The sequence below is a fragment of the Pseudoalteromonas sp. THAF3 genome, assembly GCF_009363775.1.
Taxonomy (GTDB): domain Bacteria; phylum Pseudomonadota; class Gammaproteobacteria; order Enterobacterales; family Alteromonadaceae; genus Pseudoalteromonas; species Pseudoalteromonas ruthenica.
Genome location: NZ_CP045418.1, coordinates 475,990 through 497,340, shown reverse-complemented (window position 1 = coordinate 497,340; position 21,351 = coordinate 475,990). Strand labels below are relative to the sequence as shown.

20 protein-coding genes are annotated in these 21,351 nt (G+C 48.5%); 8 read left to right on the top strand and 12 right to left on the bottom strand.

The genetic code is table 11. The features are described from left to right. Positions 1-19: 19 nt before the first annotated feature. A complete protein-coding gene (locus FIU82_RS02320; protein WP_022946777.1) occupies positions 20-841 on the top strand; it encodes a DUF2797 domain-containing protein in 822 nt (273 codons plus the stop codon). Here FIU82_RS02320 and FIU82_RS02315 read toward each other — a convergent pair. After that, positions 814-3,330 (bottom strand): EAL domain-containing protein, encoded by a 2,517-nt coding sequence (locus tag FIU82_RS02315; RefSeq protein ID WP_152440228.1) that lies wholly within the window; start codon positions 3,328-3,330, stop codon positions 814-816. The two genes, FIU82_RS02320 and FIU82_RS02315, sit on opposite strands and share 28 nt — an antisense overlap. 22 nt (positions 3,331-3,352) lie before the next feature. On the opposite strand from FIU82_RS02315, the gene FIU82_RS02310 reads away from it, so the two are divergent. After that, positions 3,353-3,679: a hypothetical protein gene (locus tag FIU82_RS02310; protein WP_152440227.1), complete on the top strand. Its 327-nt coding sequence runs from the start codon at positions 3,353-3,355 to the stop codon at positions 3,677-3,679. On the opposite strand, the gene FIU82_RS02305 is transcribed toward FIU82_RS02310, so the two are convergent. The 5 genes from FIU82_RS02305 to FIU82_RS02285 form a co-directional block, all read right to left on the bottom strand. Continuing rightward, complete coding sequence (locus FIU82_RS02305; RefSeq protein ID WP_138587313.1) at positions 3,676-4,593, bottom strand: histone deacetylase family protein; 918 nt, start codon at positions 4,591-4,593, stop codon at positions 3,676-3,678. The genes FIU82_RS02310 and FIU82_RS02305 overlap by 4 nt on opposite strands. A 118-nt stretch (positions 4,594-4,711) precedes the next feature. Beyond that, positions 4,712-6,265, bottom strand: a complete 1,554-nt coding sequence (locus FIU82_RS02300) for a serine hydrolase (protein ID WP_152440226.1) — start codon at positions 6,263-6,265, stop codon at positions 4,712-4,714. Beyond that, a complete protein-coding gene (locus FIU82_RS02295) occupies positions 6,262-6,762 on the bottom strand; it encodes a gamma-glutamylcyclotransferase family protein (RefSeq protein ID WP_022945892.1) in 501 nt (166 codons plus the stop codon). Before FIU82_RS02295 ends, FIU82_RS02300 begins: the two co-directional genes overlap by 4 nt. Next, positions 6,759-7,385, bottom strand: coding sequence for a LysE family transporter (locus FIU82_RS02290; protein ID WP_022945893.1), 627 nt, complete (start codon positions 7,383-7,385; stop codon positions 6,759-6,761). Before FIU82_RS02290 ends, FIU82_RS02295 begins: the two co-directional genes overlap by 4 nt. Next, the gene (locus FIU82_RS02285) at positions 7,382-8,161 is read right to left on the bottom strand and encodes a hypothetical protein (protein ID WP_053910058.1); all 780 of its coding nucleotides are present in this window, start codon (positions 8,159-8,161) and stop codon (positions 7,382-7,384) included. Before FIU82_RS02285 ends, FIU82_RS02290 begins: the two co-directional genes overlap by 4 nt. Positions 8,162-8,281: 120 nt before the next feature. On the opposite strand from FIU82_RS02285, the gene FIU82_RS02280 reads away from it, so the two are divergent. Both FIU82_RS02280 and FIU82_RS02275 read left to right on the top strand, forming a co-directional pair. Continuing rightward, the gene (locus FIU82_RS02280; protein ID WP_138509467.1) at positions 8,282-8,869 is read left to right on the top strand and encodes an outer membrane beta-barrel protein; all 588 of its coding nucleotides are present in this window, start codon (positions 8,282-8,284) and stop codon (positions 8,867-8,869) included. Positions 8,870-8,880: 11 nt separating this feature from the next. Continuing rightward, complete coding sequence (locus tag FIU82_RS02275; protein WP_022945896.1) at positions 8,881-9,210, top strand: 5-carboxymethyl-2-hydroxymuconate Delta-isomerase; 330 nt, start codon at positions 8,881-8,883, stop codon at positions 9,208-9,210. Positions 9,211-9,263: 53 nt separating this feature from the next. On the opposite strand, the gene FIU82_RS02270 is transcribed toward FIU82_RS02275, so the two are convergent. Continuing rightward, on the bottom strand, positions 9,264-11,204 hold the full coding sequence (locus FIU82_RS02270) for a winged helix-turn-helix domain-containing protein (protein WP_152440225.1): 1,941 nt from the start codon (positions 11,202-11,204) through the stop codon (positions 9,264-9,266). Between the two features lie 442 nt (positions 11,205-11,646). Between FIU82_RS02270 and FIU82_RS02265 the strand changes: the two genes are divergently transcribed. Continuing rightward, entirely contained in the window at positions 11,647-14,685 is a 3,039-nt protein-coding gene (locus FIU82_RS02265; protein WP_152440224.1) for a TonB-dependent siderophore receptor, read from the top strand. A 55-nt stretch (positions 14,686-14,740) separates the two neighbouring features. On the opposite strand, the gene FIU82_RS02260 is transcribed toward FIU82_RS02265, so the two are convergent. Both FIU82_RS02260 and FIU82_RS02255 read right to left on the bottom strand, forming a co-directional pair. After that, on the bottom strand, positions 14,741-15,583 hold the full coding sequence (locus FIU82_RS02260) for an amidohydrolase (protein ID WP_152440223.1): 843 nt from the start codon (positions 15,581-15,583) through the stop codon (positions 14,741-14,743). Continuing rightward, positions 15,584-16,312, bottom strand: a complete 729-nt coding sequence (locus tag FIU82_RS02255) for an SDR family NAD(P)-dependent oxidoreductase (protein ID WP_045980555.1) — start codon at positions 16,310-16,312, stop codon at positions 15,584-15,586. A gap of 74 nt (positions 16,313-16,386) precedes the next feature. On the opposite strand from FIU82_RS02255, the gene FIU82_RS02250 reads away from it, so the two are divergent. Then, a complete protein-coding gene (locus tag FIU82_RS02250) occupies positions 16,387-16,776 on the top strand; it encodes a thioesterase family protein (protein ID WP_022945901.1) in 390 nt (129 codons plus the stop codon). On the opposite strand, the gene FIU82_RS02245 is transcribed toward FIU82_RS02250, so the two are convergent. Next, entirely contained in the window at positions 16,773-17,177 is a 405-nt protein-coding gene (locus tag FIU82_RS02245) for an META domain-containing protein (RefSeq protein WP_022945902.1), read from the bottom strand. The two genes, FIU82_RS02250 and FIU82_RS02245, sit on opposite strands and share 4 nt — an antisense overlap. Positions 17,178-17,374: 197 nt before the next feature. Here FIU82_RS02245 and FIU82_RS02240 point away from each other — a divergent pair, with 197 nt between their 5' ends. Beyond that, positions 17,375-18,949, top strand: a complete 1,575-nt coding sequence (locus FIU82_RS02240; RefSeq protein WP_152440222.1) for a S41 family peptidase — start codon at positions 17,375-17,377, stop codon at positions 18,947-18,949. Between the two features lie 5 nt (positions 18,950-18,954). Next, positions 18,955-19,323, top strand: coding sequence for a hypothetical protein (locus tag FIU82_RS02235; protein WP_152440221.1), 369 nt, complete (start codon positions 18,955-18,957; stop codon positions 19,321-19,323). A gap of 49 nt (positions 19,324-19,372) precedes the next feature. Here FIU82_RS02235 and FIU82_RS02230 read toward each other — a convergent pair whose 3' ends face one another. Together FIU82_RS02230 and FIU82_RS02225 are read right to left on the bottom strand one after the other, a co-directional pair. Continuing rightward, positions 19,373-20,548: a mandelate racemase/muconate lactonizing enzyme family protein gene (locus FIU82_RS02230; protein WP_152440220.1), complete on the bottom strand. Its 1,176-nt coding sequence runs from the start codon at positions 20,546-20,548 to the stop codon at positions 19,373-19,375. 12 nt (positions 20,549-20,560) lie between these two features. Further along, entirely contained in the window at positions 20,561-21,328 is a 768-nt protein-coding gene (locus FIU82_RS02225; protein WP_152441446.1) for a class II aldolase/adducin family protein, read from the bottom strand. Positions 21,329-21,351: the final 23 nt, after the last annotated feature.

The window sequence follows — 21,351 nt, the reverse complement described above, 5'->3', positions numbered from 1 at the left end:
TTTAACATTGGGGCGTTAAATGCTAGGCACACTAAATAAAATGAAAGCCGCGCTAAGTGATAGCGACGGCGTACATTACCAGCTACCTGTCGGTGACGAACTGCTGTCATTGAATGAGCTAATGGGTCAGCCCATTACCTTAACTCACACCGGCAATATCTTTTGTAAAAACTGCGGCAAAAAAACCAAGAAGAGCTACTCACAAGGCCACTGCTTCGTATGTATGCGCAAGCTCGCTAGCTGCGACATGTGTATTATGAAGCCGGAAACCTGCCACTATGACCAAGGCACCTGCCGCGAGCCTCAGTGGGGTGAGGAAAACTGTATGATCCCGCACTATGTCTACTTGGCTAACACTTCAGGCCTTAAAGTGGGTATTACTCGCCATACACAAATCCCCACTCGCTGGATAGATCAAGGTGCGACCGCTGCGCTGCCTATTTTTAAGGTGCAAACCCGCCTACAGTCTGGCTTAGTCGAGGTTGCTCTCGCTGACTTTATTGCCGATAAAACCAATTGGCGCAATATGCTAAAAGGCACGAGCGTCGATGTTGACTTGAAAGCGGCGCGCGATGAGTTAGTGCCACAAATTCAGCACAAATTAGATGAGCTGGCTGAGCTCTTCGGAGCCACCGCAGTGGAACTGCTCGACGAAGAGGTGGTAGAAATTAACTACCCAGTACAAGATTATCCGAGCAAAGTCAGTTCCTTTAACTTTGATAAGAACCCTCAGGTCAGTGGTGTACTACAAGGAATTAAAGGCCAGTACTTAATTTTAGATACGGGTGTAATTAATATTCGCAAATTTGGCGCTTACGAAGTAGAAGTAGCGCACGGATAAACATAGCGGTTATTAAAGTCTGTGATACTGCAAGGTTCGCCAAGTAAAAAACCTTGCACGTAATCACAGGCTAAGCCCTGTAAAAACTGGTGTTGGCAAGGCTTCTCCACCCCTTCGGCAACCACCAACAAGTTCAGACTAGAGGCCATAGCAATAATGGCACTGACAATTTCGCTATTGCCGTATTCATCCGGCACTTTAGCAATAAAGCTAGAATCAACCTTCAGCTTATCAATCGGTAACTTGGTCAAATAACTAAGCGCCGAATAGCCGGTGCCGAAGTCATCCAAAGCCACTTTTACTCCTAGTAATTTGAGCGCTAACAATACTTCCCGTGCTTGGCTAAATGAGCTAATGAAGCTACTTTCGGTAATTTCAATTTCCAGTTGCTCGGCACTCACTCCATGCTCATTGATAGCCGCTGTCACGGTATCGACTAAATCATGGTGACATAAGTGCGCCGCTGACAAGTTAATTGATAAAGTGCCACTAAAGTGTGTGTGCTGTTGCCACTGGGCAAGCAGCGCGCAACTTCGAGTGATCACCCATTTATCAATATCAATGATCAATCCAAGCTCCTCGGCCAGTGGAATGAACTGCCCCGGTGCCACCATGCCCAGTTGCGGGTCTTGCCATCGCAGTAAAGCCTCAGCACCACACAACTGCGTTGTTTGGCAATCGACAATAGGCTGTAAAAACAATTCAAACTCATCATTGACCAGCGCCTGTTTAATTCGACTGCTCATGGTTAGGCGCTCCAAAGAGCGGGCATTCATGGTCGCTTTAAACAGCTGATAAGAGTTTCTACCTAAGTCTTTAGAGCGGTACATCGCGACATCAGCATGCTTTAGCAAGGTTTCCATGCTCTCACCATCATCAGGGTAAATAGCAATACCTATTGATGTAGTAATGGTGATGGCTTGGCCTGCCAACGAAAAGGAGGGCTTAAATTGAGCCAACACTTTCTCTGCACAGGCGATCACCTCATCGATATCCGCCACCTCGTTAAGCAGTAAGGTAAACTCATCGCCCCCCAAACGTGCTAGGGTATCGCCACTGCGCACACAGCGTTGTAATCGCTTCGCCACTTGCTTTAGCAGCTCATCGCCAACACTGTGACCAAGGCTGTCATTGACGCCTTTAAAGTGGTCTAAGTCGATAAACATAATGGCTAAGCGCTGATGTTGCCGCTGACCGTGCGCGAGGGCGACACTGAGCCGGTCTTTAAACAAGCGTCGATTCGGCAGCCCAGTCAGGTCATCAAAGTAAGCAAGCTTAGTGATTTTGCGCTCCGATGCTTTGCGCTCAGTTATATCGGTAAAGATCCCCGCATAGACTAAATCGCTGTCTTGCTTATCTTTAATCTCAATGATGGTGAGCCATTCGACATAGGTGTCACCGTCTTTACGGCGATTACAAATCTCGCCTTGCCATACCCCCTGCTGCGATAAACTCTGCCACATCGCCTGGTAAAAACTGTGGTCATGAGTGCCAGAGCTCAATATTCGCGGGGTCTTGCCTAGTACTTCTTCAGCACTGTAACCAGTTAGTCGAGTAAAAGCAGGGTTAACTTGTAAAATCGTTCCCTGAGCATCGGTGATCATGATGCCATCTAGGGAAGCGGCAATAATTTTATTTGCTAAATACAAATCTTTTTGCGAGGCCTGCAACGCACAATCGCGCTCAGCCAATACCGCTTCCAATTCACTTAAATAAGCAGACTCAATTTCGGTATTGATATGCTTGAGGGTGAGCACCCCCTTTACTCGCTGCGACTCTTTGCTCGCTGTGACAAGCAAATGACGAATACCATGTTGGTGCAATAACCGATAAGCATGCAGCAAGGTATCTTCACAACTCACAGTGACTAGTTCTTTACTGGCAAAGGGCCAACAGCATTGCCCCTGTGCCGCGAGCATCATTTCCAGCACATCCGTAGCAGTAATAATACCCACGTGCTGTTGCTGCTCCACCAGCACCGCATGGGTATTCGATTTCGCCATGTGTTGGGCTACGACCCGAGCATTGTCGCCGCCTTGCACTTTGGGCACACGGTGATCAAAATGATCGCCAATCAATTTTAGATTAAGGTAATGATCCAACCCCTGATTGCCGACAATATCAGCCAATGACAACAGCCCTAAGGGGGTATCGTCGTCAGCGACCACAATTAAGTGACGAATCGCCAAGGTTGCACATTTATTGGCGGCGTCATTAAGCGCACTATCATCACTAATCGTATGCACTGGGGTCGACATTAAGGTACGAATGGGTTGGCGCAAAACATCACCATTGTGCGCTTGCGCACGAACACAATCCGACTCGGTCCAAATCCCGATCACCTTATTTTTCTCACGAATGGCAATTGCACTGACATTGTGGGTGCGCATGAGCTTGATAACAGCAATGGCTGGCTGGTGAGGCATACAAAAGTGCAACGCCGATAGCTTGGCGTCTTTTACTTTGTAGTCCCGAGTGCTCAGTTGCATAGCCATTCCTAGAGGTTGTAACATGGCTATACTAGACAATCACTGCATTGCACAATTTGACATAAAACAAAAAATGACCAACTTTCACTTTCCCGTACTGGCCGTTGAAGCCGCTCACCTAACCCGTTGTGATAGCGCCAGCGAACTGGCACACCTTTGCAACAGTGCTCAGGTGCTGTTTATTGTTGATGCTCACCAGCAATATTTTGATGTGTCCGGGCAGCGCATTGAGCGCCAGTGGCCGATGTTACAGCAGGCGTTAAAAGCTTACCTGATTGGCGAAGGCGAATGTTGTGTTAGCAAGCTAAGACTTGGTGATGAAGGCCAAGTGTGGAAGTTCGTCGATTAACCCAGCTGGCCTCGTAGATAATGCTCAACGCTGCGAGATAAAGCAGAGAGGTGATAACCCCCTTCTAAAAAAGACACCACCCCTTTCACGTCATGACTTTGTGCAAACTCACTAATGCATTGACTAAACCAGCCGTAATCTTGCTCGACAAATTTCAGCGCCGACATATCATCTTCTAAATGCGCATCAAAGCCCGCAGAGACGAAGATAAGCTGGGGTTTAAATTCTTGCAGCCTTGGCAGCCACTGCTGCGCAACCACTTCGCGCAATGCTTGGCCATCACTGGCAGGCGGCAGTGGTGATTGCACTAGGTTATCGCGCGCGATGAGTTCGGGGTCTGGGTATAAAGGGCGTTGGAACAGCGAGCACAACAACACCGAATCGTCGTCGCTAAAAATACTCTGAGTACCATCACCATGATGAACATCAATATCCAACACCGCTATACGTTCAATACCCAGTGACTGCGCATAGCGTACAGCGATTGCCAGGTTATTGAAAATACAAAACCCGGCGCTGCGGTCTTCGCTGGCATGGTGCCCTGGTGGACGCACCGCACAAAAACCAGCATCGATATGCCCGGCAAGAATTTCGTCTACCGCCGTGAGTCCAGCGCCGACGGCTCGCTCAATAGCATGAAGGGTTTGTGGACACAGACGCGTATCACCATCTAAATCGGCGTAGCCAATATCAGGTATGCGCTGCTCTACCTCATGCACTAAGCGCTCACTGTGAACACGCAGGTAATCTTGACGTTGCGCCCCACGTGCTTGCAGCTGCCGCACTTCTAAGTCCAGGCTGCTAGCAAGTAAACGATCAGAGATAACATCAAGGCGCTCCGGTGACTCAGGATGTTCACTGCCCATTTCGTGGCGGCGACATGCGGGGTGAGTAATAACAGCGATTCGAGACATAAGCGGTTTAGGCAATTACATTGAGCCTATATAGTAAACAAGCTCGCATCAATGCGCTTTTCTCCTTTAGTCTTATAATGAACAAGGCACCCTTAGGTGCCTTATTATCACGGTTTTACTACTCTGTGGCTCGTAAATCTAAATTACGGAAGTCGAAGCTAAAGTCTGTCACCTGTGGTGCCACCGCACGCATAGAGGCTGACTTTAGCGTATTATCGCTACCCATGGTAAATTCGATAAAAGCATCGGCTTCAAGCAATGGCTCGTCCCACTTAACGATAAAGGTGTTGCCACTGTGATGCTTGAGCTGCCCTTTTAAGCGTTTAGTATGGGTAAAATCGATACGCAACGTGCCGCTCACTTCTTCGATAATCACATCGCCGTACCAAGCATCGTGCAAAGTGCCGGTATAATAATGATTAGGCAATGCCTGTTGGTAATCCTCCACCATGGCTGGTTTAGCTGAAGCATAGGCTTTTTCCTTGCGGCTAAAGTGCTGTTCAGCGTAAATTTCGACCCAGTCTTTATCTTCTAGCTCCAGCGCTTGCTCAAAAATTTCCTCGGTCACCGCTGATAAAGCCGAAAACGCCTGCTGGTTTGATAACACCACAACACCGAGCTTTTCTTCAGGGATCAAAGAAACCTGAGAGACCATGCCAAGAATGCCGCCACCATGGCCAACACGCTTGTAACCGTGATAGTCAACAATCGACCACCCTAAACCATAGCCACTGAATTGACGGCGCGAGTCGGCAAAAGCTTTTTTCGACACGGCGCGGTTAATATGCGGTAACCACATCTCACGTTGCTGCTTTTCACTGAAAAGTTGCTCGCCATTAGCCATTGTGCCGCCATTGAGCTGAGTATTTAACCACGAGCTCATCTCTTCAACATTGGAAGCTATTGCGCCGGCTCCACGAAAGTCTTCAAGGTAGTTGACGAAAAACGGGTGCAGCTTGCCATCTAAAGGAATGTGCCCGGTAGCATAGTTAGTATTATCTGGTGCAATACGCGAGAACCCGGCGCGTGAGCGGGTCATCTCAAGCGGTGTGAGAATCTTCTGTTCAATATAATCTTGCCAACTCATACCACTGACTCGCGCCACCACTTCACCGGCGGTAACGAACATTAAGTTGTTGTAGGCATATTGACTACGAAAGCTCGACTTTGGTTTTAAATGCTTTAGCCCGGCGAGAATATCCGCCACCGATTTATTGGTGTCTGGCCAAATCATTAAGTCGCCCTGCCCAAGCCCCAATCCGCTACGGTGACTCAACAGGTCGCGAATAGTCATATGCGCCGATGCATACGGATCGTGCAAACGAAACTCCGGCAGATGTGTCTGCACTTTATCATCCCAGTCCAACTTGCCTTCATCTACCAGCATTGCGAGCGCCGCACTGGTAAAAGCTTTGGTATTGGAGGCAATGCCAAACAAGGTCTCACTAGTCACTGGCTCTTGGCTTTGAATATGGCGCACACCAAAACCCTGGGCATACACCACTTCGCCATCTTCGACGACGGCCACAGCCATACCCGGCACATCAAATCGGGCCATAGAGTGCTCAATAGCGGCGGTTATTTTATCTTTATCAAGTGCTGCCGAGGCCGAATTAGGTAGGTGCAGAGCGGCGAATAGCGCACTCGAAGCTAACAATGTTTTCAGTTTCATTTTTGTTCCTTGTTATACATCTGTGTTTCCCGTAAATGCCGTTCGCGATTTAAATCCTCTACGCTGGCCCTGGTTTTAATAGCGTTCACATAATGCTCCGGTAGCTGAGCTTCACGGGCGCCGTAATACACATGCTGAACATACCAATCAAACGGCAGCGCAACTTTATCTAAGGTATTGGCAATGTAACAAAACACCTGCACGTGTTCATTGCTGTCGATAAGAGTGACCGTGCGAGTTTCAATGTCATAACGCGGCCCTTCGATATCGTGCAAAATACCTTGTTCGTGATCACTTAATTGCCACACTACCCCATACACGGATTCATCGTCACTGGGATGAATTGTACATTTTCCAGAACCATCCAGACTGAGCATATCAAAATCAAGACGGTGGCCTTTGAGTTCTGCTACGCCAATGCGCTCAGCCCCTGGCAGGCGAGCGCGAATACGGTGAAGTGACATATTTGAGCCAAAGGCAAAATAAAACTGTGTCATAAAAGCACCACTTGTGTCGCTAATAGTAGAAGTACTACGCCGATGGCACGGTCAAACCAAAACCCCTTAGCAAGGAAGAATGTGCGCACTCGTGCTCGTGTCAGCATAATGGATAAAAAAGAAAACCACGCCCAAGTCGCCAGTGCCATATAGAGCCCGTAGCCAAGTTGCACCCATTTGGGCGTGTCGATTGAGATCACTAGGGTAAATAACGATAAAAAAAACAGCGTTGCCTTGGGGTTTAACGCATTGGTTAAAAAACCACGGCGAAAGGCCACTATAAATGACTCTGTAGGCTGCGTGGTAGTAGGGTGAACTTGCTCAACTTGCCCCGGTTTCGCGTGACGTAAAGCCTGAATACCCATGTATGCCAAATAGGCGGCTGCCATGTATTTAAGTAAATTAAATAAATCAGGTGCCTGCGAGATAAGTAATGCCACACCTACGAGGCAGTAAATAATGTGTACGAGAATACCCGCGCCCACCCCAGCGCTGGTAATAAGTGCATTATCGCGACCAAAACGCACACTTTGACGCAGTACTACGGCAAAGTCAGGACCGGGACTGGCAACGGCAAAGAAGTGGGCACTGGCAATCGCTAAAAATTCCGGCCAATAGCTCATACTTGCTCCTTGCTCAGCAAGGATAGCAACATCGGGTTCGGACTATGATTGGCCAGTGTGCTGATAATCTTATGCGCTTTTTTATAATAACTGCGCAAATGTCCTTTCAAGTGTGCGGTGCCTTGCTTTTCCCCTTTGATAAAACAAAATAACGCCAGTAAAAACACATGTTGCTGCTCAGAAAGCTCACTGGCGCGATTAGCGTAGGGGTTATAACACTTGCCACAGCCGCCACGGAACTGATAGACGGTGTTGCTAAGCATCACGCCAAAACCAAAGAAGCTGGCCACTACCTCAGTAGCGGCACCTATCATGGCTTCGCCACCTGGTGGCAATACCCCACGCTGATAAATCATAATGCGTGCAAATGCTTGTGCATAACTGGCGATTAAGTCTTGAGGTTGATTAATTTGCTGCGGGTTATAAGACACAAAGATCGCATGACTGTGCTCAACACAGTGCGCTTGCTCGCCTCGTAAAGTACCACTGAAACGCATCAGCGGAAATTGCTGCTCTGGCATCTGCCCTGGACCGAGTAATTGAATAGGCCAATTTTGCAAGCCACTGTGCGCTTTGACTTGGGCAAACACTTGCGCCGCCATTTGCTCTGTACTGCTACTTTGCCCCTGGAAAAATTCATTACTAGGCTGCACCAAGCGACTGTGATTGCGAAAGTAATCCGCATCAAAATGTTCGAAGGCCCATAAAAAGGCATCAAGCAGCCACTGCTGTTCGCTCTCGGTCAGTAACGGCGAGGGTTTTAACCAACTTAACATGTAATTTTTTATTGCAACTTATGTCGTTAACTGCAAGCATATCAACTTGGGTAAAAAATGATAGCCATCAGCGATATGGCTCAGCTATCGATGTCACACTAACGCTCAAGGAGAGCCCTTATGATCACACGCTCGTTGTTGTTAGCCACGACCCTATTTAGCAGCGTTGCTGCCGCCGATGTAGCCGTGACCCTTTATGGCGGTCAATCATTTAGTCAAAGCTTAGAAACCAAAGAAGGCGCCGATATCGATCTTGAAGATGCCAACCACTTTGCTTTTAGTATCGATAGGACCATTACCGATGCCCGCTATGGCTTTTATTACTCAACCAACAAGAGCGATATTCAAGGGAATAATGAGCGCCAAGTAAATATTCAACACTATATGTTTCAAAGTGCCGTAGAGTATCCCCTAGCGAGCTCGACAACGGGTTACTTTGGGGCCCAAATTGGCGCCGCGAATGTCGACCCCGAATGGTTAAGCAGCGATACCTACTTTGCCACCGGGTTATTCACTGGCGCTGGCTATCATGTCACCGACAACGCTCAGCTTATGTTCGAGGTGCGCTGGTTAGCGACCATTATTAATAATGACAGCGACTTTAATTGCACCATTAGCAATGATCCAAATGATCAATGCCTCTGGCATTTTGATGGAGATGTGCTAAACCAATTCAATACCAGCTTGGCATTTAGTATGCGATTTTAACGAGTTCAGCCATGCCACACATTGTTGTAGAACACTCAGAAGATTTGCCTGTACTCCCCCAGGTACTGGTAGAAAAAGTACACCAAGCCACCTTTTCCAGTGGCCTCTTTGAATTAGATGCGATTAAGACGCGAGCCATCGCCTATCGCCATTATCAACTTGGCGAAAACAAAGAAGGCTTCATTCACATCTGTGCTTACATTATGGCGGGACGCTCGCCCATGCAGAAACAGCAACTCAGCAATCACTTATTAGAGTGTCTGCGCACTTATTGTCGCGAATCAGATTGTCTCAGCGTCGATGTGCGTGATCTTGAGCCAGATATATACTGTAAAGGATAATACGGACCAAGACAGGTGAGGCGAGTATTCGATTCTCGCCTCAGCTTTGGCCGTTAGCGATATACCATAATGTCAATTTGCGGGTCTTTATAGGCACTGTACAGCAGCCAGTTCTTGTGCGGCACAAAGCTCATTCCCAAATTACGAGAGAAGCCGCGCTCTTGCACCCTGATCACATCGGTCACCTTATTCGTGGCCATATCATAGCGACTAATACGATAATCGGCGCGATTAACTTTAAAGAAGTACACCTTTTCATTGTGATAATGCCATCCGTAGGCGCCCGACAAGAGCACCTCCTTGGTCAGCGGTGCCGAAGTGCCATCGCTTAAGTTAAGTAAGTACAATCGCTTACCTTGAGGTTTGGCGTATATCAAGGTCTGCTCATCCATCGCCATAGCATAAGCGCCGCCATCTTGAGTCAGCGCCTGCACGCTCAGGGTGTTCAAATCAATACTATAAAGTTGCTTCTGGTCAGAAACATAAAGGTGATGGTTGTCTAAAGACCACGTAGGACGCCCAAAATAATTAAGCGACACTTCTAGCTGCTGAGCGCGGCCACTGTGCATATCATAGATATACAAATGATTACTGTGTTCACTGAAAGCATTGAAGGCAATATAGCGGCCATCATGAGACCAGCTCGGGTCCTCTGCGGTCATCTGCAAATGCGTGAGTTGGCGGCGATTGCTGCCGTCGACATCGGCACTCCATAGCTCATCAAAGCCTGACTCATTGGAGACAAACACTATTTTTTTGGCTTGTTCGCTGTATGCGGGGTAGCGCACACTGTGCTCACCTAGCAGCAAGGGGAAAGGAGTTGAGGCCACATCGGCGTCTAGACTTAATCTCACAATCGATTTAGGAATGCGCCAACGGTGGTAATACAAGGCACCATCTGGCCCATAATGCGGATAGCTAAAGCCAGGCAAATCGAGGGCTTGTAACTGTCCACTGGGCAAATGCAAGTGATAACCTTGACGACGCCCTTGTTCAATAACAGAAAATGTAAGCCGAGATAATAAAGGATGCCATGCCACACCACGCACATCGAGAAAGCCTGATGTAAGTTGCTGTTGCTCGCCGCTGGTGGCATTGATCAAGACTAACTCTTCATGGCCTGAGTCATAGTTGCGGCTAACCACCAAATGCGAGGCATCCGGCGATAAAGCTAATGCTTCATCTCGAAACTGGCAAGGCTCATGGGTGCAGCTCAAAGGCCGTTTGCTACCGGTGCGCAAATCACGCAAATAAGCAATGTTAGTAGTACCGTCGGCACTCAAGCCGATATACGCCAATGTGTGACCATCTTTCGAGATAGCAACATCAGCACTGCCTTTACTTAAACACTCATCCAGTATCTGCACCTTATTATTAAGCAAAGAATGTTGCACCACTTGGCAGCCGATATCCTTACCCTTACGGTAGTAAAATAATGAATGCATATCAGCGCTAAATACCCCACGACTTTCACGATACGGGCTTTGCGTAATTGCCTGCGCACTTTGCTCCGGTGCTAATAAGCTTTGTTTGTAAAGGTTGGTGGGTTGGCCAAGGCGGCGCCACGAGTACAACAGCCATTGACCATCGGGCGATACACTGGGGAAGAGTTCACGCCCTAACTCATCGGTGATTTTAGTGCTACTCGCCTGCGCTATTTTGGTTGCCGGTTGCGGCCACCAGAGAAAAATGATCGCAGACAGAGCCATAATCCCCAAGAAAATCAAAGCGAACGAGCGTTTAAGCGGTTTTGTCTGTGCTTGCTTAGGCTCTTGTGCCTGCGGCGAAATACATAAGCGATAACCCGTTTTGCGCAATGTTTCAATGTATTCATGCTGCGCATCGCATTGTTTAAAGGCACTACGCAGGTGCCAGATAGCATTAGTGAGTGCTTTTTTGCCTACATAGGCGTTGCCTTGCCAAATATGCGCAATTAACTCGTCACGACTGACAGGCTCAGGATAGTGCTGGGCTAGAGAGCATAATAATTCCATGAATTTGGGCTGCAATGCATGACTATTCTGCCCACATGTAATAATGCAACGGCTTACATCTATATGACACGCACCTATTAAAAATTCCTTGCCAAACTGCACTAATTCTATACAACCCAAAAAGCCAACATATCCACTTTTGCAGTCTACAGTGATTCACTTTAGTTAACCAAGCCGTTTGCGATAAAGGGTCGAGAAATTAAATTAAGCACATGATTTTTAAGGAATAGATATTTAATAGATATAAAAAAGGTTGATAAAAGAGGCTCCCTTGTTTGCTAGTTGTCAGCAATCAAATTACAACGGTTACATGTAATTAACCACTGTAATATTACACATAATTAAAGACCCATCGCTGCCGCGCAGGCAAACTGATTTCCCCCCAGTTATTGGTTTAAAACGCTGCGGCAGCACCTCGAATATAATAATAAAGGGAACAATCGTGTCTTACTCCAAAACCCCACTTAAAAAGTGTCTAGTCGCGGCAGCAATTAGCGCCTGTTTTAGCAGCTATGCAGTGGCTAACGAGCAACAAGTAGCGCGACAAAATAACGCTGCGCCCGCCACCGTTGAACAGCCAGAAGAAGTTGAAAAAATCATCGTCACTGGGTCACGACTACGTCGTACCAATTTTGACACGCCTTCACCCATTGTCAGCGTCGGTAAAGACGAACTAAACGACACTGGGCTAGGCTCATTATCTGAGATATTAGTCGATCAAATACCCGCGATCAGTGAATCATTCAGTAACACCAACAGCCAATCTAGTGTACAAAATACCGGGTTATCCACCATAAACCTACGAGACTTAGGCACTGACCGCACCTTAACCCTGATCGATGGCCGTCGCGTTGTCTCCAACAGCTACAGTGGCAACTATATCAGCCTTGGCACCATCCCCTCCGGTATGGTGCAACGTGTTGAAGTCATTTCCGGTGGTGCTTCAGCTGTCTACGGCTCTGATGCCATAGCCGGGGTGGTTAACATCATCACCCAAACAGATAAAGTCGGCAGCGAAATTAAAGTGCGCGGCGGCACCACGCCTGAAGGCGGTGGCGACGAATTTACCCTAGATGCCGAGCATGGCTTTACCTTTGCTGATGGCCAAGGCTACGGCTTTTTTAGCGCCACATGGGATCGTCAATTTGGCATTAATTGGGAGGACCGTGACCGAGCAGCGATTGAGGCCAGTTATGATTACCTCGCCAGTAAAATGTGTAATGCCATGAACACCATCGATGGTGACCAATGTATGCGTGATATCACCCAAGCCGATTGGCGAGAGCGCAGCGATGGTACCTATGGCGGGGTATTCGAAGAAGGGTTAGATGCCGCTGACGGAGGCTACTACTACACCGCTGATGGCTTACAAAGTGGCTGGAATGAAGAGCGCGATGGTATCAACTATGAGATGTTCGATAAGATTAAGGTCCCCAATGATCGCTTCGCTGCCGCCTTTAAACTTGATTACGATTTGAATGACAGTGTTCGCGGCTATGCACAAGTGCAATACAGCAAAACTGGTTCCCGCAATGTGAAGTCGCCAGAGGACGAATACGAAGGCGCAGATGCACTCATTCTCGACCCATTAACGGGCGCTGCGGGTGAAATTAGCCCAGGATATATTGAGCTTGATAACCCCTTCTTGCCCGATGAAATTCGCGATAATGCGAAAGGCCGTGTCAACTGGGACCGCCGCTTTGCCGAAGTCGGCCCTGTGACCACAGATAATAGCCGAGAAACGATTCGTAGCTGGGCAGGCTTAAAAGGCACGGCCTTTAATGATGAGTGGGACTGGGATGTTTCGGTAGGCTATGGCACCTTTGAGCAAAAACAAAAGCGCCTTAATGAGCTAAATACCGTGCGTGTACGCCAAGCCCTCGCCTCTGAGCGTCTGGCTGATGGCACGGTGCAATGTAAAGATGCCGATGCACGAGCCGAGGGCTGTGTACCGCTGAATATTTTCGGTATTGGCTCGATTACACCAGAGATGGCAGATTGGATCCGGGCCACTCCCGTGATCACCACAGATATTACTCAGCTTAACGTGCAAGGCTATATGACGGGCGATCTATTCGAGATGCCAGCTGGCCCAGTGGCGACTGCTTTTGGCTTTGAGTATCGCCGCGATACCCAAGATGTGATCACCAATAAGGAACAGCGATATGGCGGCGTAACCTTTAACGTTGTGCCGACCTTCTCAGGTGATATGGATATTTATGAAGCCTTTGCCGAGGCCTCCATACCCGTGTTAAAAGGCGCAACTTTAGCGAAATCTTTGGATTTAGAAACCTCGCTACGCATTGCCAACTATAGCCCAGAAGGCATAGATACCATGGCGAGTTACCGCGCAGGGTTTAGCTGGGTGCCAGCCTCAGGTTATATGGTTCGTGCCAACTACTCTCGAGCACAACGAGCTCCGAACATTACTGAGCTAATGTCGCCACCACGCGGTGACTTTGACAGCTTCAGCGATATTTGTGATGGCGTAACAGCAACCTCCACAGAGCTTGGTCATGATGCCTGTCGCCAAGAAGCGGGAATTGCCCAAGCGATTGCAAACGAAGGCGTGTTTGAAGATGAAAACAGCGGCTACTCACCTAACACCGGTAACGAACTGCTCAAAGAAGAAACCGCCGACACCTACACGTTAGGATTAACCATTCAGCCCGATTTCGCTCCTAATTTAGGCATGTCGTTCGATTATTATGATATCCAAATCAGTGACTCCATCGAACAAATTGGCAATGAAGATATTCTTGAAGAGTGCTACGCTTCTGCTGCTGTGCCCTTTGGTGAAAATAATAGTTTCTGTGGTGACATTACCCGTGACAGTGATGGTCAAATCACACAAATTTTGCAGCGTGTATTTAACCTTAGCGAAACCCGTACTCGGGGCTATGACATTGCCATCAACTACCGTTACGACTTGCCCGAGTACGGTAGTCTGCGCTTAAAGCTCGATTGGAACCACGTCACGGAGTACAGCATTACCTATGAAGGTAACGACGGCACCGTGGTCAATCGCTACGATGGTGAGCTAGATTCTGGCATTTTCACCGACAAAGCCCGCGCTTCACTCACTTGGTCTTATGAAGACTTACGAGTACGTTGGACCACCAAGTACAAAAGCGACATCGTTGATAGCCATGACCGCGTTGAAGACATGCGCGAACTCTTTGCCGAGAATGCCGCAAGTTGTGCCGCCGGCGATGATAGCTGTGTCGAAAACCCAGAGCAGCCAAAATATTTATATTACCCCTCTTATATCACTCATGATATCTCGCTTTCTTATAACCTCGCATTGCAAGGGGATCAGGACGTGCGCCTATTTGCTGGGGTAAATAATATTTTTGACGACCAAGGCCCGTTTATTCCTTACACAGGCGATAATGTCGAGCATGGCGTCGGCAACTTTGATAGTGAATATGGCGGTGGTGTTGGCCGGTTTGTCTATCTTGGAGCCCAATACAGCTTCTAAACGAGTAGGCTCATCCCCTACCTTGTTGACTAAAGCCTCTCAATGAGAGGCTTTTTTATGGCTGGCGATAAAGCTGCCAAGCATTATCATGCATAAGTTTGTGCTTTTGCGGCAACACCATATCGGCGTACCCCTGCCACACCTGATGATAACTTTGCTGCATTAAACACAGGGGAAAGTTACTGGCGAGCATCACCCGTTCAGCGCCCAGCGCGTTAATACAACACCTAATAACCTGCTGCTGCCACTGCACTGACTTATGCGGATACAACATTTCCCAGCCACTGCATTTGATCAAGATGTTGTCACAGCTGCGCAATAACGCTAGGTTGTCTTGCCATAATGACCACCCATCCACACTCACTAAGCCACAATGGTTAATGATTATGTTGATAGTCGGCACAGCAGTGGCCAACTCAATAAGGCGTTTACACAATTGGCTATCAGCAAGTGTAAATTGCGCCTCAAAAAGAAGCCCTTGCTCTGCTAATAGCGCGGCGTTGTCGATGCAATGGGGGTTAAGTAATCGCGCTCCATCTGCGCCTTCGGTGATATCACGAATACCACGCAATAGGGGGTGTTGTAACTTAGCTAATGCCTCAGCAAAATCAGCAGGGGCTAGGTCAATCGCGGCATGACTGATGGCGGCCCCAGTAAATCCCGTGGCAGCCAACCACTGTAGCTCTCGAGCGGGTTCAGCATTGTCAAAACCGGATTCAATATGCACCGCGCCGCAGTGTTGCAACGGCTCCTTAAGGTGCAAATCCTGTTGCTTAAAATTGCGCGTAATAGCCTGTTTTTGCGGCCAAAATGGCGGTCCTTTGCGCCTTAACCAGTGATAGTCACCCCGGCTAAGGTCAAACAAGTGCACATGAGGGTCAAACAGGCGCTGCGACATTTACTGGGCCGTGTAACCACCGTCGATCACCTGCAGTGATCCGGTGATAAACCCAGCTTCATCGCTGGCTAAAAATGCCACTAGGCTCGCCACTTCATGGGCTTGCCCGAGTCGCCCCAACGGCTGCATCGCTGACTCCTGTGCCACCACTTCTTCTTTGTTAGCGCCACTGCGCTGGCAGTAGTTGTCGATGGCATTGTGGAATAACGGCGTTTCTATGGTACCTGGACACACCGCATTGGCCCGAATGCCAAACTCGGCGTAATCCAGTGCTGTGGTTTTCGCCATCGAAGCCAATGCAGATTTCGATAGGCTGTAGGCGAAGGAGTTGCGCTTACCCACCAGTGCTTGGTCAGAAGAGATATAAACAATCGCTCCTTTATTAGCGCTGCGCATACTGGGCAGCACGGCTTGGGTCGCCGCATAAGCACCTTTTATGTTGAGCGCGATAACTTCATCCAGCAGCGCTTCATCGGTCTGCTCTATGGTGGCGCTGCGATGAATTCCCGCATTGCATACCAACACATCAACCCCTTGCTCACGCTCGCATATCTCTGCAATGATCGCTTTTACGCTAGGCACATCGCGCATATCACAATGGCGATACTCGCCTTGCTCCGACGTGACAATATCCAAGTTATAGACGCGATACCCTTGCGCTAATAACTTTTCGACAATGGCCAGACCAATTCCTTTACTACCACCGGTTACAATAGCGATTTCACTCATATTCATTTACGCCTTGATGTACTGTAATCCCCATACTAGCATCAGCGCCAAATAAAAATATAGGAATTGAGATTATGACCTTTCGTATTGATATGAAAGTACGCGATTACGAATGTGATATTCAAGGAATTGTTAACAACAGTGTTTATTTCAACTACTTAGAGCATGCTCGTCACGAGTTTTTACTCGCTCAAGGGGTTGATTTTGCTGCGCTTGCGAGAGATAAAATCAACTTGGTGGTGCTGCGTAGCGAGCTGGATTACAAAGCATCGCTTATGCCAGGGGATCATTTCTACGTTACCGTAGAGGTTGTGCGCGAAAGCCGCTTGAAATTTGCGTTTGTGCAAAATGTTTATCGCAGCGCTGATGACAAAGTGGCCCTACAAGCCAAAGTGATAGGGACGGCGGTGAATGCCAAAGGGCGCCCTTTTGTTGCCAAAGAACTGGAAACGCTAATCGCTTAAGGTGTGGTGCGCTTGAAGGTGAGCACATGCTCGCCGCTCAGCGTCATTTGACGCTCACCAAGGCGCACAATCGGCGCTGACTTCAACGTCGCCAATAGTGCTTGCTCTGTGCCTGTCAGTGCGGCGTTACATTGTTTATAGGTCATTCCCAGATTAGTGACTTCTAAGCGTTGCTCGCGAATATTGCTGGCGGCAAAGAAGTCATTACAACCGGAAAAGCCATTTAGCTGCAAAGCATCAATAAAGCTGAGTGAGGCTTGATGATGGCGCACATCTTGACCATCAACGGACATAAGCTGCCAGTCATGGTACTTCGCTGCATCCGCTAGCTGCTCGTCAGTTGATGCACAACCGCTCAACGCTAAAACCATAGCCATCGCAAAGACTTGTTTTGCTCTCACCTATTACACCTTACGCTTATTCTTAGCCACGTCCGTAGTGGGTATTAACTATCGCGCTAATGCTAATGCAAAGCAACGTATAATGCACTGCTTTAACTAAAAGAAAGCGATATAAATCATAAGAGTTAACTTTCTTTTTACAGTCTTACACGCTTTGATATAAAGTTACTTACAGGCTAACACTAAGGCGAAACTCCATGATCATTAAACATTCTTTTCGAACGACTTTATGTGCCGCTATCATAGCTACCTTAAATGGCTGTGGGGGTGGCAGTGACGATACTACATCCCCAGGTCCTAGCCCCGATACAGGTTGGGTAGCCGGTGTTTTTGCTGACTCCGAACAATTTAAAGGCCAATGCGCTGCGCTAGACCAAAAGTACTGGCTGCGCTCATGGAGTAATGAAACTTACCTTTGGTACGATGAAATTGAAGACCGCGATCCCGCGTCCATCACCGATGTCATTGACTACTTCAATGTACTGAAAACGAATGACGTCACCGCGTCCGGTGCGCCCAAAGATAACTTTCATTTTAGCCTGCCCACCGATGAATGGGAGCAACAACAGCAAAGTGGCAGTGTGTTAGGCTATGGTTTTAACTTTCGCGTTGTCAAGGCGACTCCTCCGCGCGAGGTCGTGGTGACCTACAGCGAGCCGAATACTGATGCGAGCACCCAAGGCATTGAACGAGGTTGGCAAATCGCCGCTGTAAATGGCGTGGATGTTGTCAATAGCGACAATGTCGACGCCATTAACGCCGCCTTATTCCCCACGCAAACAGGAGTTGAAACACAGTTTACCTTCACCCTGCGCGGCTCCAACCAGCAACAGCGTATTACCTTAGATTCAGCGCAATTCATCCAAGACCCAGTAATGAAGGTGGGCACACTCAGTACCGGCACTGGCAATGTTGGTTATATGCAGTTTAATGATCACAATGCACCTGCCGAGCGTCAGCTGGTTGATGCGGTTAATCAACTCGCCAGCGCCAATATTTCTGACTTGGTGGTTGATATGCGCTACAACGGTGGTGGCTTTCTCGCCATGGCGGCTCAGCTTGGGTATATGATTGCAGGTAGCAATAACACCAATGGGGTGATATTCGAGCAAACTATTTTTAATGATAAAAACCCAGACACAAACCCGGTAACTGGCGATCCCTTAACCCCCTTTCCTTTTATTGACGAATACATTGGCTTCGATCCCGACTCCGGGATCAGCGCGGGCACAGCCTTGCCAAGTCTTAGTTTGAACCGTGTATTTGTGCTCACCACCGGCAATACGTGCTCCGCCAGCGAAGCGTTAATTAACGGCTTACGGGGTATCCCCGATAGCCGTAACTTTGAAGTGGTGCTCATTGGCGATGGCACCTGTGGCAAGCCTTATGGCTTTTACCCTACCGATAATTGCGATACCACCTTTTTCACCATTCAATTTACTGGCGTCAATGACAAAGGGTTTGGTGAATATGCCGATGGCTTTGCGCCGCAGAATATTACTAATACCGAGCGCGCGCCTGTGCTTGTACAAGGCTGCGCTGTAGCCGATGACTTTAATCATTTACTCGGCGATCGTAATGAGGCCTTGCTCAGTGCAGCTCTTGGCTACCGCGCGACCGGTAACTGCCCTGCAGCAAGCACTTTAGCTGGCTTAAAAGGTTATGCTGTTAGCAATGCTGCGGCTAATTCAGGAGCAGCCGCCATCGGCGACAACCGCACGCACAGCAAGTTGCAAAACAACCGGATAATGACGCCAGTGATAAAGGACTAACGGCTATGACTCTTAAAAAAATCACAACCCTGTTGGCGTCAATGCTGTTTATCACCAGTACCGGTTGCAATAGCACCAGCGACTCGCAGCTCAAGCAAACCCTACTGGTCAATGCCGCAGACGAGCAAGTCGCTGAGATTATCAGTCGCATCCTTGAGGCTGATAAGGTGCGCCTCAGTGGCGGCGTGTTCACCCAGCAAAGCTCATTGGTACTAAGCCATCCCAATGTGGTCGATAGCCAAGGCAACCCGATCATGGGCAAACAAATCACCATGCCCGATCGCTTTATGCTGCTGCGCGATAACGAGCAGTGTTATATCCACCACCTTAATAGCGACACCCTAGTCGCGGCACCACAGCTGCAATGCCAGTAAAAACAAAAAAGGCCAGCGCATAGGCTGGCCTTTTTTGTATCCAGTGAAGCTACTTCACTTCAACTCTTGATGAGCGCATCACGACCTCATCATTAAGCTCTATGCCAATACCTGGCACTTCACTGACCTTAAACTTGCCATTCACTGGCTGCGGGTCTTGAATACACAGCTCGCGGTTCCACTTTTTAATGGCATAGGTGTGATGCTCGTGAATTAAAAAGTTCGGAATCGCACTTTCTAGATGCAAGGACGCCGCCGTAGCTACTGGCCCGCCACACACATGCGCTTGAATACGCACATCGAAGATATCGGCATAGTCACAGACTTTTTTAGTCTCGGTAAAGCCACCGCACAAACCAATATCCGGTTGCAGTACGTCAATACTTTGATCTTCAAGATAAGGGCGTACACCCCAGCGGTTATATAAACGCTCACCACCGGCGATGGGCACGGCGACTTTGTCTGCCACCTTTGCATGCAAAGAATGGTTGAGGTAATTCACCGGCTCTTCGTAGTACATACAATCGAATTCTTCAGCGATTTCACCAATCTGAATTGCCGATGTTGCTCCTGGCAGGCTATGACATTCAAAAATAATATCCACCTCGTCCCCCACCGCTTCACGAATGGCTTGCATCCGCGCGCGGTACAGTTTCATCTCGCCACGGTCGATGATCTTAGTGCGATCGTAGTAAGTGTTCCCTTGTTTATCGTATTGAATTGGGTCCACTTTCACAGCATCGTAGCCTTGCGCCACCGCCTTATGTGCGGCTTCAGCATACTCTTGCGGCTGCACTAAGGCCTTAAATTCGCTGTCCCAGTCAAACTGTAACTGCGACGCATAAGTACGCAGTTCATCATTCACCTTGCCGCCCAATAATTGGTATACAGGTAAGCCCAAAGCTTTACCCTTGATATCCCAAAGCGCGGTATCTATCGCACTCATGGCGGCGTAGACCACCGGCCCGCCACCGAGCCCCCAAAAGCTCTCACGCAGCATCCGCGACCATAACAGTTCCGTTTGGAATGGGTCATGACCTATTAAAAATGCATCCGCCATTTCTTTAATCATCGCTGCTGCAGCGCTGTGCCCCAAGTCATAAGCCAAGCCTGCTTCACCTACACCACTGATCCCCTCATCGGTGTGAATACGCACAAATACGGGTGTCCAAGCTGGGCGCTCTGGGCAGTGAATATCAAATATTTCTACACGATTTACTTTCATGGCTTATCCTTGTTATTCAGCAAAGCTAGGGTCAAGACGATATGCTTTACGAAGCATAGCTGGCCACGCTTTTTGCCCGCCAGTGCTGCCGCTGTGGACCACATTCGCTTGATTATAAATATTATCGATAATAGCCTGAGGCACAGGCGTAGGTGGCTGATTCATACTTTGAATGGCTACTTGAATTTCACACGCCCGCTGCAAGTCATAGAAACGCATAAAGGCATCGCCCACCGTTGGCCCGACGGTTAACCCGCCATGATTCACTAACAACATATGGTTAGTAGTGCCTAAGTCTTGTTGTAAGCGCTGCTTTTCCTCGTCATTCACTGCCAACCCCTCGTATTCGTGGTACGACAATGATGGCAATGAGAACATAGAGTGCTGGCTGTATGGCTGCAAGCCACCCTTAACACTGGCTACAGCGATGGTTTCTTTGGTATGCAAGTGGATTACACAGTGGGCATCATCGCGCACTTCGTGAATGGCGCTATGAATAGTAAAACCCGCTGGGTTTATTTGATGGGGCGTGTCGTCAAGAATATCGCCTTGCAGATTCACCTTCACTAAATTAGAGGCAGTCACCTCATCGAAGCTCAGGCCAAATGCATTCACCAAGTACTCATCAGTGCCGGGAATACGCGCCGACATATGGGTGTAAATTAAATCGCCCCAACGCATATGCTCAACCAAGCGATAACACGCCGCCAAATCAATGCGTAAACGCCACTCTTGATCACTGACCTTATCGCGTACGCTTAACGGGGGTAATGTCGGGATCACACTCATGAGTTACTCCACTT

Bases quoted from the DNA above. Each gene is read 5' to 3' on its own strand.
- FIU82_RS02250 (WP_022945901.1), top strand. From the start codon at position 16,387: ATGACCTTTCGTATTGATATGAAAGTACGCGATTACGAATGTGATATT.
- FIU82_RS02235 (WP_152440221.1), top strand. From the start codon at position 18,955: ATGACTCTTAAAAAAATCACAACCCTGTTGGCGTCAATGCTGTTTATC.
- FIU82_RS02260 (WP_152440223.1), bottom strand. From the start codon at position 15,583: ATGTCGCAGCGCCTGTTTGACCCTCATGTGCACTTGTTTGACCTTAGC.
- FIU82_RS02300 (WP_152440226.1), bottom strand. From the start codon at position 6,265: ATGAAACTGAAAACATTGTTAGCTTCGAGTGCGCTATTCGCCGCTCTG.
- FIU82_RS02240 (WP_152440222.1), top strand. From the start codon at position 17,375: ATGATCATTAAACATTCTTTTCGAACGACTTTATGTGCCGCTATCATA.
- FIU82_RS02310 (WP_152440227.1), top strand. From the start codon at position 3,353: ATGGCTATACTAGACAATCACTGCATTGCACAATTTGACATAAAACAA.
- FIU82_RS02315 (WP_152440228.1), bottom strand. From the start codon at position 3,330: ATGCAACTGAGCACTCGGGACTACAAAGTAAAAGACGCCAAGCTATCG.
- FIU82_RS02285 (WP_053910058.1), bottom strand. From the start codon at position 8,161: ATGTTAAGTTGGTTAAAACCCTCGCCGTTACTGACCGAGAGCGAACAG.
- FIU82_RS02280 (WP_138509467.1), top strand. From the start codon at position 8,282: ATGATCACACGCTCGTTGTTGTTAGCCACGACCCTATTTAGCAGCGTT.
- FIU82_RS02230 (WP_152440220.1), bottom strand. From the start codon at position 20,548: ATGAAAGTAAATCGTGTAGAAATATTTGATATTCACTGCCCAGAGCGC.
- FIU82_RS02320 (WP_022946777.1), top strand. From the start codon at position 20: ATGCTAGGCACACTAAATAAAATGAAAGCCGCGCTAAGTGATAGCGAC.
- FIU82_RS02275 (WP_022945896.1), top strand. From the start codon at position 8,881: ATGCCACACATTGTTGTAGAACACTCAGAAGATTTGCCTGTACTCCCC.
- FIU82_RS02295 (WP_022945892.1), bottom strand. From the start codon at position 6,762: ATGACACAGTTTTATTTTGCCTTTGGCTCAAATATGTCACTTCACCGT.
- FIU82_RS02255 (WP_045980555.1), bottom strand. From the start codon at position 16,312: ATGAGTGAAATCGCTATTGTAACCGGTGGTAGTAAAGGAATTGGTCTG.
- FIU82_RS02290 (WP_022945893.1), bottom strand. From the start codon at position 7,385: ATGAGCTATTGGCCGGAATTTTTAGCGATTGCCAGTGCCCACTTCTTT.
- FIU82_RS02305 (WP_138587313.1), bottom strand. From the start codon at position 4,593: ATGTCTCGAATCGCTGTTATTACTCACCCCGCATGTCGCCGCCACGAA.
- FIU82_RS02270 (WP_152440225.1), bottom strand. From the start codon at position 11,204: ATGGAATTATTATGCTCTCTAGCCCAGCACTATCCTGAGCCTGTCAGT.